A 12,341-nucleotide genomic window follows, 5' to 3' on the forward strand; every position below is an offset into this window, starting at 1 on the left:
CTGATAAGCTGTAGACGGAGAGCCAGCCAGCTGCGTGGTAACAACATAGCCGCCCGGAATCTTGATTTTCTGACCGATCGCCAGAGAAGTGCTGCGCAGATTGTTAAACGATTTTAATGCACCTGCGCTGCTGTTATATTTAGCGGCGATCACCGACAGTGACTCCCCCCTTTTAACTTTATGAGTTCGTGCCTCCTGTTTAACCGCTGTTGCCTGACGGGCCGGCTCATGCTTAACCACCAGCTGATAGTCTGGCGGAATATCCAGGACTTGGCCGGTACGCAGAGAGTTTGATCTAAGGTTATTATATTCTTTTAACTGCTTAGAGCTCACGCTGTAACGCTGCGCTAAAATTGATAAGGATTCACCACTGCGTACGGTATGTTTAATAGCACGTTTTTTCTGAGCAAACAGAGTATCGTGCAGCGGTGAGCGGGTAAAATGTTTATAAATACCTTTAAATACCGCATTCGCAATTTTGTTCTGATGCTCGGCCTGATTTAACAGGCGCTCTTCGCTGCGGTTGGTAATAAATCCAGCTTCCACCAGTATTGAAGGGATATCCGGCGATTTTAAAACAGCCAGGCTGGCATGAACGGGTTTTTTCTTATGCAGCTTAGTGACCTGCTTTAACTCCTTAACAACCAGATCTCCCACTTTATAACCGACATCCATAGATTTATCCATGGACATATCCAGCACCATTTTCTGAAAATAGGGCATATTGCTGGAGTCCTGCATCATATCCCCGGTACCGCCGATCAGCTCGGAACGGGCCTCATGGTTCTCCATCCAGCGCCCCTGCTCAGTGGTTGCCCGACGTTTGGATAATACCCACACGGATGCGCCGCGCGGCTGACTAGAGGTAAAACCATCGGCATGGATTGAAACCAGAAAGTCTGCTTTACCTTTTCGGGCAATACTGGACCGCTTGTTGAGATTAACAAAATAATCGCCGGTACGAATCAAAAATGCGCTCATACCTTTCTGGGCGTTTATTTTCTTCTGCAGACGCTTGGCGATCTGCAGGGTAATTTTTTTCTCGTAGGTATATTTCCCCAGTGCGCCGGGATCATCTCCACCGTGTCCGGCATCAATGGCAACAATGACATCCCGCCCGGCGGGAGTTGAACTGACTTGCGGCTTAGCGGCAGGTTTGCTCAGCCTGCCATGCGGAAGATCCACCACTAAACGGTGCCCGTAGGGTTTTGCAGGAGGCAGAGAGAATATTTTAGCTTTGCTGGCTTTATTTAAATCGACCACTAAACGGTAGGTACCCGTTTTACCGCTGGCACTTTCCCGCAGCCCTTTAACTAAAGGACCATCATTCACTATTTTCTTTAAATTAACTTTTGATGAGGTTGATTTAAGATCAATAACCAGGCGGTCAGGATGTTTTAAATAATGGGTTTCATAACTGGGTTTGCTGCTGAGATCTAATACAACACGCGTATTATCCGGTGAAGGCCATGCGCGTACTCCTTTTAACTGATTGCTCTGGGCAGCTAGAGCAAGCGAAAAAAGTCCGGATACACACAAAACACATACAAATAGCGAACGGATAAACAGTCGTGTTGTTAATTTCATAATTTATTTAAAACTCGTAAACCAGCTTCCGTATTTGCCTGAAGCTCAATAACCCGCTGTTCCCCCGCATAAGAGAGAGTCAGATCAATATCTGGAGGAGGTAATACGCCCTCTCCGCGCTCAGGCCATTCAACTAAACAATGGCTGGTATCAGAAAAATAATCGCGAATCCCCATGAATTCTAATTCTTCAGGATCGCCCAGTCGATACAAATCAAAATGATAAACCTGCCAGTCTGCCAGTTCATAGGGCTCTACCAAAGTATAAGTCGGGCTTTTCACATTACCTTTATGTCCTAATCCCTGGATAAAACCACGTGTTAACGTCGTTTTCCCTGCCCCTAAATCCCCATGCAGATAGATACAAACAGGTGATTCACAGGCGCCGCTTAAACGGCTGCCGAAAGCAACGGTCTGCTCGGCATCAGCTAACTTTTCTTTAAACAAATCAAACATTATGGATTTACTAATTTCCTAATATACGGGAACAGATCACTGGCTAACAAACCGCGTTCATCCCGCCCGGCCGCTAAGTCTGCAGCTGAACCATGAATCATTACGGCAAGTACGGCCGCGTGCAGCGGATCTACCCCTTGTGCTAATAAGCCTCCAATAATACCAGAAAGCACGTCCCCCATGCCACCACTTGCCATACCCGGATTGCCGACATTTGCCACATAGGTTTGCTTTCCGTCACAAATTAACGTGCCGGCCCCCTTTAAAATCACAATTCCACCAAAACTACGTTGTAAGCTGCGCACCGCAGTAAACCGGTCATTTTCAACTTTAGTAATAGAACATCCCAGTAAACGGGCGGCTTCTCCCGGATGCGGCGTTAATATCCAGCTGTCTTTCCAGGCGGCTTTACTAGCCAGCAAATTCAGCCCGTCTGCATCAATCACGGCGGCTAAATCACTGGCCAGGACAAAATCAAACAAGTTTTCTGCCCACTCGTCTTTACCCAGTCCCGGACCAATCACCAGATTAGTTGCCCAGTCGCGGATGCTGCTGTCATTCATTTTATCCAGATAAAAAGCTTCAACCATCAGCTCCGGACGCCCGGCAGTCACCGCTGACTGATTTTCAGCCCGTGTTAATACTTTAACTAATCCAGAGCCGCTGCGTAAAGCGGCCTCGCCGGCCAGACGAACCGCTCCCGGCATGCCGATATTACCGCCTAACACTAATGTTCGGCCAAAAAAACCTTTGTGACTGATACGGCTGCGTTTCACTAACAGAGCACTGAAATCATCATATAACACACGTGAGACAGTGCTTTCACATAATGATTCAAACTCTTTAGTAATGCCCAGACCGGAAAAATAGATTTGTCCGCAGTGCTCAGGTGCACAACCGCTAAATAACCCCTGCTTCAATCCCACAAAGCTGACCGTTGCATCCGCCTTAACTGCAACATCACTAACCGCACCACTGTCAGCATTTAAACCAGAGGGGATATCAACACTTAAAACCGCCTTGCCGCTCTGATTTATTTTATAAATCAGACGTTGATATTCAGCACGTACCGGCCCCTGCAGGCCGGTTCCTAACAATGCATCAACAATCACATCGGCGCCTTCAAAATCTGCCTGCTCAATGCCGTCAATAGTGCCTTGAGCAATAGACCATGCCTTTCCCGCCCTAGCAGCATCGCCTGTTAAATCATCAGGCTTTCCTATCTGACAAAGCTGTACATCTAATCCCGCATTTCTGGCTGCAGCGGCAAAAATATAACCGTCACCGCCGTTATTACCTTTACCCGCTAAAACTAATACCCGCTGTGCATCTGCAAAGCGCTGTTTAAATACCTGCCAGCAAGCCTGTCCGGCACGTTTCATTAAAGAATATAAAGTAGTTCCTGCGAGCTCGGCGGCCTGCCCCTCAAAATCCTGGATCTGCTGCGCACGATATAAAGAATGTGGTAAACTGCTCTTAGTTTTTATCTGATTAGAAAGCATTGTTTTATCCTATTGAGAGTTCAAATGACAAGTCCTGCAAATTCAGCAAAAAGTCCAGCTGTTACAACCAATACAAAAATTGAGCAGCTTGATTTATCAGCACTCTCTGAAAATATCAAACTGTGGGGAAAAGCTCTAGGTTTTCAGGAAGTGGGCATCACAGATATAGCTCTAAAGCAGCATGAAAGCAAATTACAGCAGTGGTTAGATAACAGCTATCACGGTGAAATGGATTATATGGAAAAGCACGGTATGAAACGGGCTCGTCCAGATGAACTGCACCCCGGCACGTTACGGGTGATTTCGGTGCGCATGGATTATCTGCCGGACAATGCTCAGTTTGCACGTACTTTAAAAAATAAAAATAACGCCTATATCAGCCGTTATGCACTTGGCCGTGATTACCACAAAGTCCTGCGCAAAAAACTTAAACAGTTAGGACAGAAAATTGAGCAGCAGGTCGGCAGCCTCGGCTACCGCCCCTTTGTTGACAGCGCACCGGTATTAGAGCGGCCACTGGCTGAGAAAGCCGGGCTCGGCTGGGTAGGTAAACACTCACTGTTAATTGATGCTAAAGCGGGCTCCTGGTTTTTTATCGGCGAGTTAATGGTGAATTTACCGCTGCCCGTTGATAAACCGGTGGAAAACAGATGCGGACAGTGCGTTGCCTGTTTAAAGATTTGTCCAACTAACGCGATTGTTGCCCCTTATATTGTTGACGGACGGCGCTGCATCTCCTACCTCACCATTGAACTGCAGGGGCCTATCCCGGTTGAGTTTAGAAAAGCGATCGGCAGCCGCATATACGGCTGCGATGACTGTCAGTTAATCTGCCCGTGGAACCGTTTTGCAGATACGACTCAGGAGGCTGATTACCAGGTGCGTCATCAGCTCCACAAACAGCCTTTATTAGAACTTTTTAACTGGAGTGAAACTGAATTTTTAACTAATACCGAAGGTTCACCTATCCGCCGTATCGGTTATCAGCGCTGGTTACGTAATATTGCAGTTGCTTTAGGTAATGCTCCGACAAGTGAAGCGGTTGTTGACGCCTTAAACAATAAACTGCTAAGCAGCGGCTCCGAGCTGTTAAATGAACATATTCAATGGGCATTAAAGCAGCATAAAGAGCAGATTCCGGTTATTAATGAGCGCCTTAACCAGCGTTTAATTAAAGCAGTGGAAAAAGGTCTGCCAAGAGATGCGTAGTCAAAAAAACAAATATCCGACAGCGGTTTAATCAGCAGGAAATAAAACGATTTAATTACTCCTATAGTGCGCCTGCAGCTTGACATAAAGGCCTTTGTCGAAAAAACTTAAAGTATCTGATAAGTATCTGCCAACCGCAGTCTGGAGGTTTTATGATCGCCGTACTTTTTCGCTGGGAAATTAAACCGGGATGTGAGCAGTCTTTTAAAGAAGGCTGGTCTGAGATTATTCACCGCAACATTGAAAAATATGGAGCGCTTGGAGCTCGTTTACATAAAACACATGACAATCAATGGTTATCTTACAGTCAATGGATTAGTGAAGAGCATTTTATTCGTTCTCGTAATCTGCAGGACAGGCACGAAGAGGCGCGGGCTAAAATGATAAGCGCCATCAGTAAAGCTTATGAGCCGATAGTCATGGTGCCTATGATTGATCATTTAATAGCGAGCGAGACTACACAACCGCAGCTGCTGCCGTAATCTCCTCTTGGTTAACACAGCAGCCCGCAATCGCTGTTTTTTATATAGCCAAGCTGCTTGAAAATACAGATTCAAGCGGCTTGGGTATAATAGTTACAGACCTGCCTGGTTATTTCGATTATCCTTAGGCCTTCTATCCATACTCCAGCAACAGGAAAACCTATGACTCAGCAGTTAGACGAGCAGCAGATAAAAAAAATTCAGAAATATGATGCCCAGCAGCGTTACTTTTACCTGCTTAAAGAAGTCGTTAAAAATTCACAAATCTGGCTGTTAGTTGATGAGCATGGCTGTGTCATGCTTAATACTGAAGATGAAGACTGTGTACCAGTCTGGCCTAACCAGGAATTTGCGGAGGCCTGGGCAACTGAAGAGTGGTCTCACTGTAAAGCAGAAGCTATTTCATTACAGAAATGGTTTGACCGCTGGACACACGGTTTAGAAGAAGATGAACTGGCGTTAGTGGTATTCCCGGATCAGAACAGTGAAGGATTAATTTTCTTCCCCGATGAATTTGATTTTGAACTACGCCAGCAGGTGAAAAAAAGTCGAGCTAAAAAATAAACGGCAAAACAAAAATTAATGTGCCGCATCATGCCGGCACATCAATAATAACAATTTCACAGTCTGTTACCGCCTGCACGGTTAATAAATCAGTTTCCGTCACTTCTGCACCGTCTCCCCGATTAAGAAAAGCACTGTTATTATCAGCTGTAATATTAAACCGCCCCTTCGACGCCAAAACATAAGCCTGACTGGTAATTTTCTGTGTTATTACGGTGCCCTGTTTTAAATTACCGCCGAAAATCCGCGCCTGCTGATAAATAAACAGAGCTGCATCTTTATCCTGTGCAAACCCGGAAACCAGCAAAGGCAGTCTCTGCGTAACAGCAGCGGCGGGAAATTTTTTACTTTGCCATCGCGGCTGCACATTAAGCTTATCCGTTTCAATCCAGATTTGATAAAGAGCTAACGGCTGGCTGCTTAAATTATATTCTGAGTGGGTAATACCGGATCCTGCACTCATTACCTGAATTTCACCCGTTTTAGTCAGCCCTTTATTACCTTCACTATCTTCATGAGACACACTGCCGCTGCGGATATAACTGATAATTTCCATATTTTTATGCGGATGCGGATCAAAGCCGTAACCGGCAGCGACAATATCATCATTAATAACACGCAGTTTACCAAACCCCATACGCTGCTGATTGTAATAAGCGGCAAAACTAAAATGGTAACGAGTCTGCAGCCAGCCGTAATTCTCACTACCAAGATCCTCAAAAGGAATATGTTTAATCAAAATACAAACCTCTCTTTCTATAAAAGTTCACGCACCATAGCCAGCCGTAATTATCAGCGCCGAGATCCTCAAAAGGAATATGTTTAATCAAAATACAATCCTCTGTTTTATAAATGATCACGCAGATGTGCTGTTTCAAAATCCAGGTCAGGCCCTAAGGGGACAATACCCGTCGGGTTGATCATGGTATGGCTGTTATAATAATGCGTTTTGATATGCTCAAAATTAACCGTTTCTTTAATACCCGGCACCTGATACAGCTCACGCAGATAACCACTGATATGTTTAAATTCACTAAGCTTTTGACGGTTGCACTTAAAATGGCCGTGATAAACCGCATCAAAACGTATTAAACTAGTAAACAAACGCCAGTCCGCTTCAGTTATTTTTTTACCGGTTAAGTACCTGTGTGTAGTTAAGCGCTCTTCTAACCAGTCCAGTGAAAAAAACAGTGCTGTATAAGCTTTTTCATAGGACTCTTGATTTGTTGCAAAACCAACTCGATAAACACCATTATTAATATCATTATAAATACGCTCATTAACGGCATCGATTTCTGGACGTAAATCCTGCGGATAATAATCGTCATAGTTTCCAGTCAGCTCATTAAAAGCGCTGTTAAAAATACGGATAATCTCGCTTGATTCATTATTAACGATAGTCTGGGTCTTTTTGTCCCATAAAACAGGAACCGTAACACGCCCCTGATAGTTCTTATCCGCTTTTAAATACACTTCAAACAGGTGCTTTAACTGGTAGAGATCTTCTCCTTGCTTCGAGAAAGTCCATCCTTTATCAAGCATCTGCGGTTCAACCACAGAGACTGATATAATATCCTGCAGCTGTTTTAACTTTCTAAAAATAAGAGTGCGGTGCGCCCATGGACAGGCAAGAGAGACATATAAATGATAACGGCCTGCTTCAGGTTTATGTCTACTATCGGAGTTATTACTGATCAGCGAGCGAAACTGGCTTTCCTGACGAATGAATTCACCGTCACTGTTGTCTGTGTCATACCATTGATCAACCCATTTACCTTTAACTACTAATCCCATTTTCCGCTCCTAATCACCTTTTAACTGATGCATTAATTATAGGAATTGCTTTCGTTTTAAATAAGGGTTTTAATTCGCTTTATTTGGTCAGAATATTTGAACAATTAAGGGGAGATTTATGAGTCCAATCACACTGGAAGCTTTAGTGGTGTTAGATGCGATCGATAAGCGCGGCAGTTATGCAGCGGCCGCGGAACAGCTCAATAAAGTCCCTTCGGCACTCTCTTATATAATCCAAAAATTAGAAGAGCAGCTTGCTGTTACCATCTTTCAAAAGCAGGGAAGGCGCGCCGTCTTAACGCCGGCAGGAAAAAACCTGCTGAATGAAGGACGCCTGATTCTTGAAGCGACGGAACGCCTTGCAGAAAAAACCCGGACAATTGCTAACGGCTGGGAACCAAAGCTCAATATCGCTATCAGCTCAATATTAAAAACCCCGGAAATATTTAATGTTTTCAGCGCTTTTTTACAGGACCACCCGACTGTCGAAATGGATATTCGCGAAGAGATATTAAACGGCGCATGGGAATCACTGGCTGATGATAAAATAGATCTGATTATCGGTGCATCTGAACCTATCCCTAAGCAGAAAGGCATACAGACCGTTGCATTATGTACTTTTGATCCGGTTTTTGTGGTCAGCCCTGATCATGCTCTCGCCAGACAGAAGCAGCCGTTAAGTATTGAACAGGTCAGTAAGTACCGCACCGTTGTTGCACACGATACCGCATCACAGTGGGTGCCGTTAACACATGCCGTATTCGCACAGGAACACTTCTTTTATGTGCCCAGTATTGAATATAAAATTAATGCCCAGCTGGCTGGTATCGGCTGCGGATTTCTACCGAGAAACCGCATTAAGCAGTATTTAGATTCCGGGGAATTAGTTGAATTAACATTAGATATACCAAGGAAACCGGTGCAGTTACACCTGGCCTGGAAACTGGTTAATCGAGGCAAAGCACTCAAAGCGGTTAAAGAGATGCTCTTAGAAAAAAAAGAACTGCTTGAATATTAAAGATGTTTCATATCGAACAGCTGATTTTGAGTGTGTTATTATCTGACTTTTATCATTTCAGGAGAAATTAAAGCAGTGAAATTACCTATTGTTCAACAGCAGAGCAGACCTTGGGTAAATGGATTTTTTAGCAGTTCAGGGGAATTAAAACTACTGCTAGCCTGCATAGCTCTTATGGTTATGTCTGCAGCACCTTCAGCCCAGGCGCATCCTCACTCCTGGGTAGATACCAAAACGGTTATTCAGGGCTCTGACTCACATATAAGCGGCTTTCATATGAGCTGGACATTTGATGCAATGACCTCGATGTATATGCTTGACGGTGAAGATTTATCCCCGGAGAATAAAACAGAAACACTGCAGAAACTGGCCGATTCCGTACTTGAAAATATGTACAATGAGCATTATTTCACTTACTTCTATGATGGTGAAAAATCGGTTAAATATAAAACAGCGCAGAATGCCCGGTTAACACAGGACAAAGCAAAACTGATTTTAAGTTTTGATCTGCCTCTTTCCAGACCGCAGCCGTTAACCACCGACTCTTTACGCTTATTAATCTTTGAACCAAGTTATTACATTGATATGTCCTGGAAAAAAAGCTCTGATCTGCAGCTGTCAGAGGCTTTGGCCCAGTCCTGTTCATTTGACTTAATTGCACCAAACCCGACAGCAGAACAGATGAGCTACGCACTTTCCCTTCCCGCAGATGCTGACCCGGACAATGAGCTTGGGCAGTTATTCACTCAGACAGTTAAACTCGTATGTCAGGATAAAAATGCACACTAATAAATTTTTCAGCTTTAATAAACTAGGCCTGTTAATTTTTCCGGCTCTGTTTTTCTGGGGCGCCTACAGCCTCTGGCAGCTTTGGCCGTCGCTGGTCATTTCCAGTATCAGATGGCAGGGAGAAATCAATAACCAGCTTAGCGAACTCTTATATTTAGCCAAAGAGAATCTCTTTGAAGCAGGTTTTTCCTTAGCCGCACTGAGTTTTATCTATGGAATACTGCATTCAGCGGGCCCCGGCCACGGAAAGATAATAGTAACCACTTACCTGGCAACTCACCCGACAAAAGTAAAAGTCAGCCTGCTCCTTTCTGCCTTAGCCTCGCTGATGCAGGCCGTTGTGGCCGTTCTTTTAGTTTCAGTTCTACTGCTTGTTTATCAATCATCTATGCGTGAAATAAATCATAAAGCAGAGTTATTAATCAGCTTTAGTTTTATCGCCCTGATTCTTCTGGGCCTGTTTATCAGTTACCGGGCGCTAAAACAGATACTCTTGTTTAACAAAAACTCAAAAAGCCCGGGTGATAGACAAACAGTAACTGTCAGCACCCTCAAAGCAATAAAACCAGAAGATAAAGTAAGTGTTCACCAACCAGGTAAGACCGGTTATATAAAAGCGATAAGCACTAAAGAGCAGGACAGCTGCGGATGCGGCCATAAACACCTGGCAGCTCCTTCGAAGATAAATCAGGCGTCTTCATTAAGGGAATATGCTGCGGTTATTTTTAGTATCGGTATTCGCCCCTGTACAGGAGCTATTATGGTGCTGCTCTTTGCCAATATGCTGGATATCTACTGGCTGGGCATTATCAGCGCCTTTATAATGGCAGTAGGAACAGCAATAACTATCTCCAGCATTGCCCTGTTAACCATTTCAGGAAAACATCTGATCCGCCGTTACCTGCGCTCGCATACAGCAGCCTTTAAACTATCCTTGTTTAGTCTGCTGCTGCAGTTAAGCGGCGGCAGCGCACTTTTTCTGCTTGGTTTATTATTAATTAATTCACAGACACTCTCACTGTCCCCGGTATTATAAGAGTGCAATAGGAATAAAATATGTTATCCATTTTTGATATTTACAAAATCGGTATTGGTCCTTCAAGCTCTCACACCAGCGGACCTATGACTGCCGGTTATAAATTTGCTTCACTGCTTGAACAGAATCTGCCGCAGGTTAAAAGCATCACAGTAGATCTGTATGGTTCTTTATCATTAACCGGAAAAGGCCACCATACCGACCGGGCGGTGATGCTGGGGTTATTAGGCTTTAAACCTGAAACAATCAAAACCAGCAGCGCAAAAGAACTGCTTAATAAAATTACCAGCAGCGCACAGCTGGCTGTTTTAAATAAACATGTTATTCACTTCAATCCTGATACTGCGATTGTCTTTCATAAAGAAAGTCTGGCTCTGCATGAAAACGGCATGACCATCAGCGCCTTTGATAAAGATAATAAGCGCCTGGCCTTTGAAACCTATTATTCCACTGGCGGCGGTTTTATCAATACAGAAGCGGAATTAAAAAACAGCAGCACACAAACGGATACCGCTGTTCCTTTCCCGTTTAATTCCGCTGAGACCATGCTGAATTTCGCCGAGCAGCAGGGGTTAAGCATTGGTGCTTTAGTACAAAAGAATGAGCTGGCTTTTTGTGATGCTGAAACATTAGATGAAAAAACAGCACAGATCTGGAAAGTGATGTATTTATGCATTGAACGCGGCCTAGAAACTGAAGGTATTCTGGAAGGCGGCTTAAAGGTTGTCAGACGCGCACCGGCATTATTAAAAACTCTGGAGTCTAACCAGGCAGTTGACAGCGATCCGATGACCATTCTTGACTGGGTTAATCTTTATGCCTTTGCCGTCAGTGAAGAGAATGCGGCCGGCGGTCAGGTGGTTACTTCACCAACTAACGGTGCTGCCGGTGTTATTCCGGCTGTACTGATGTATTACAATAAATTCATTCGTGAATTAGATACCAAACAGCTTAAAGACTTTTTAGCCGTCTCGGCAGCCATCGGCATGCTCTACAAAATGAATGCTTCTATTTCCGGGGCTGAAGTCGGCTGTCAGGGAGAAATAGGTGTTTCTTCCTCTATGGCGGCGGCCGGATTAACCGCCATCCGCGGCGGCAGCAATGAGCAGATCTGTATTGCAGCCGAAATAGCCATGGAGCATTCCCTGGGTATGACCTGTGATCCGATCGGCGGTTTAGTGCAGATCCCCTGCATTGAACGTAATGCAATGGGCGCAATGAAAGCCATTAATGCTTCACGCATGGCCTTAAAGAGAAACAGTAAGTCACTTATTTCATTAGATAAAGTGATTGATACTATGTATCAGACAGGCAAAGATATGAATAAAAAATATCGTGAGACATCTCTGGGCGGGCTGGCAGTTATTCATATTGCACCGCCCTGTGAATAGCTTGTAAAAAGCCAAAAGGTCACGGAAATCAAACCGTGACCAGTTGCTAATGACTAGTCGTTAATAGCAATTAATTCAACATCAAAAATCAGCAGTGATCCTGCAGGAATTTTACCAACACCACGATTTCCGTAAGCTAAATTACTTGGAATATAGAAACGGAACTTATCACCGGCATTCATCAGCTGCACACCTTCAGTCCAGCCGGGAATAACCTGGTTCAGGCCGAATGAGATAGATTTACCGCGCTCGACCGAGCTGTCAAATACAGTACCGTCAATTAAGGTACCGTGATAATGCACTTCCACACTGCTTTTAGCTGTTGGATTCTGCGTGCCTTCACCTTTAGTTAAGACTTCATACTGCAGACCTGACTCTGTACTTTTTACACCTTCTTTGTGCGCATTCTGCTCAAGAAATTCAACACCAATCTCAATATTCTGCGGTGCATTTTTACTGCTGCTGAAACGCTGAAAAATAAAAAACAGACCAACTAAAACAAAAGCGATAATTA

General features: G+C 44.3%; 12 protein-coding genes and 1 pseudogene. 7 read left to right on the plus strand and 6 right to left on the minus strand.

The window, feature by feature from the left end; genetic code table 11:
• Positions 1–255: 255 nt before the first annotated feature.
• The 3 genes and pseudogenes from G337_RS29555 to G337_RS0111180 form a co-directional block, all read right to left on the minus strand.
• Positions 256–1,587: pseudogene (locus G337_RS29555) on the minus strand (N-acetylmuramoyl-L-alanine amidase); the annotation flags it as partial.
• Complete coding sequence (tsaE, locus tag G337_RS0111175; RefSeq protein WP_028863958.1) at positions 1,584–2,042, minus strand: tRNA (adenosine(37)-N6)-threonylcarbamoyltransferase complex ATPase subunit type 1 TsaE; 459 nt, start codon at positions 2,040–2,042, stop codon at positions 1,584–1,586. The pseudogene G337_RS29555 and the gene tsaE, both read right to left, overlap by 4 nt.
• On the minus strand, positions 2,042–3,544 hold the full coding sequence (locus G337_RS0111180) for a bifunctional ADP-dependent NAD(P)H-hydrate dehydratase/NAD(P)H-hydrate epimerase (RefSeq protein WP_028863959.1): 1,503 nt from the start codon (positions 3,542–3,544) through the stop codon (positions 2,042–2,044). Before G337_RS0111180 ends, tsaE begins: the two co-directional genes overlap by 1 nt.
• A gap of 24 nt (positions 3,545–3,568) precedes the next feature.
• Here G337_RS0111180 and queG point away from each other — a divergent pair, with 24 nt between their 5' ends.
• The 3 genes from queG to G337_RS0111195 all read left to right on the plus strand — a co-directional run bounded on the left by queG (position 3,569) and on the right by G337_RS0111195 (position 5,799).
• Complete coding sequence (queG, locus tag G337_RS0111185; protein WP_051303178.1) at positions 3,569–4,753, plus strand: tRNA epoxyqueuosine(34) reductase QueG; 1,185 nt, start codon at positions 3,569–3,571, stop codon at positions 4,751–4,753.
• Between the two features lie 152 nt (positions 4,754–4,905).
• Positions 4,906–5,235 carry an antibiotic biosynthesis monooxygenase family protein gene (locus G337_RS0111190; protein WP_028863961.1) on the plus strand — a complete coding sequence of 110 codons (330 nt, stop codon included), beginning with the start codon at positions 4,906–4,908 and terminating at the stop codon, positions 5,233–5,235.
• Positions 5,236–5,397: 162 nt separating this feature from the next.
• Positions 5,398–5,799, plus strand: a complete 402-nt coding sequence (locus G337_RS0111195; RefSeq protein ID WP_028863962.1) for a DUF2750 domain-containing protein — start codon at positions 5,398–5,400, stop codon at positions 5,797–5,799.
• A 28-nt stretch (positions 5,800–5,827) separates the two neighbouring features.
• Here the strand turns inward: G337_RS0111195 and G337_RS0111200 are convergent, their stop codons facing one another.
• A complete protein-coding gene (locus tag G337_RS0111200; RefSeq protein WP_028863963.1) occupies positions 5,828–6,538 on the minus strand; it encodes a pirin family protein in 711 nt (236 codons plus the stop codon).
• Between the two features lie 107 nt (positions 6,539–6,645).
• Positions 6,646–7,593: a glutathione S-transferase family protein gene (locus G337_RS0111205; RefSeq protein WP_028863964.1), complete on the minus strand. Its 948-nt coding sequence runs from the start codon at positions 7,591–7,593 to the stop codon at positions 6,646–6,648.
• A 118-nt stretch (positions 7,594–7,711) separates the two neighbouring features.
• Between G337_RS0111205 and G337_RS0111210 the strand changes: the two genes are divergently transcribed.
• The 4 genes from G337_RS0111210 (at position 7,712) to G337_RS0111225 (ending at position 11,827) form a co-directional block, all read left to right on the plus strand.
• Positions 7,712–8,611 carry a LysR substrate-binding domain-containing protein gene (locus G337_RS0111210; protein ID WP_028863965.1) on the plus strand — a complete coding sequence of 300 codons (900 nt, stop codon included), beginning with the start codon at positions 7,712–7,714 and terminating at the stop codon, positions 8,609–8,611.
• 75 nt (positions 8,612–8,686) lie between these two features.
• Positions 8,687–9,400 carry a DUF1007 family protein gene (locus G337_RS0111215; RefSeq protein WP_028863966.1) on the plus strand — a complete coding sequence of 238 codons (714 nt, stop codon included), beginning with the start codon at positions 8,687–8,689 and terminating at the stop codon, positions 9,398–9,400.
• Positions 9,390–10,436, plus strand: a complete 1,047-nt coding sequence (locus G337_RS0111220) for a nickel/cobalt transporter (protein WP_028863967.1) — start codon at positions 9,390–9,392, stop codon at positions 10,434–10,436. The genes G337_RS0111215 and G337_RS0111220 overlap by 11 nt, the downstream gene beginning before the upstream one ends.
• 20 nt (positions 10,437–10,456) lie before the next feature.
• Positions 10,457–11,827, plus strand: coding sequence for an L-serine ammonia-lyase (locus tag G337_RS0111225; RefSeq protein ID WP_028863968.1), 1,371 nt, complete (start codon positions 10,457–10,459; stop codon positions 11,825–11,827).
• A gap of 53 nt (positions 11,828–11,880) precedes the next feature.
• Here G337_RS0111225 and bamJ read toward each other — a convergent pair whose 3' ends face one another.
• On the minus strand, positions 11,881–12,336 hold the full coding sequence (gene bamJ, locus G337_RS0111230; RefSeq protein WP_425414432.1) for a BamJ family beta-barrel-assembly machinery protein: 456 nt from the start codon (positions 12,334–12,336) through the stop codon (positions 11,881–11,883).
• Between the last annotated feature and the right edge of the window lie 5 nt (positions 12,337–12,341).

Source organism: Psychromonas aquimarina ATCC BAA-1526, assembly GCF_000428725.1.
Classification (GTDB): domain Bacteria; phylum Pseudomonadota; class Gammaproteobacteria; order Enterobacterales; family Psychromonadaceae; genus Psychromonas; species Psychromonas aquimarina.

Bases quoted from the DNA above. Each gene is read 5' to 3' on its own strand.
- G337_RS0111195 (WP_028863962.1), top strand. From the start codon at position 5,398: ATGACTCAGCAGTTAGACGAGCAGCAGATAAAAAAAATTCAGAAATAT.
- G337_RS0111220 (WP_028863967.1), top strand. From the start codon at position 9,390: ATGCACACTAATAAATTTTTCAGCTTTAATAAACTAGGCCTGTTAATT.
- G337_RS0111225 (WP_028863968.1), top strand. From the start codon at position 10,457: ATGTTATCCATTTTTGATATTTACAAAATCGGTATTGGTCCTTCAAGC.
- G337_RS0111180 (WP_028863959.1), bottom strand. From the start codon at position 3,544: ATGCTTTCTAATCAGATAAAAACTAAGAGCAGTTTACCACATTCTTTA.
- G337_RS0111205 (WP_028863964.1), bottom strand. From the start codon at position 7,593: ATGGGATTAGTAGTTAAAGGTAAATGGGTTGATCAATGGTATGACACA.
- G337_RS0111210 (WP_028863965.1), top strand. From the start codon at position 7,712: ATGAGTCCAATCACACTGGAAGCTTTAGTGGTGTTAGATGCGATCGAT.
- queG (WP_051303178.1), top strand. From the start codon at position 3,569: ATGACAAGTCCTGCAAATTCAGCAAAAAGTCCAGCTGTTACAACCAAT.
- G337_RS0111190 (WP_028863961.1), top strand. From the start codon at position 4,906: ATGATCGCCGTACTTTTTCGCTGGGAAATTAAACCGGGATGTGAGCAG.
- tsaE (WP_028863958.1), bottom strand. From the start codon at position 2,042: ATGTTTGATTTGTTTAAAGAAAAGTTAGCTGATGCCGAGCAGACCGTT.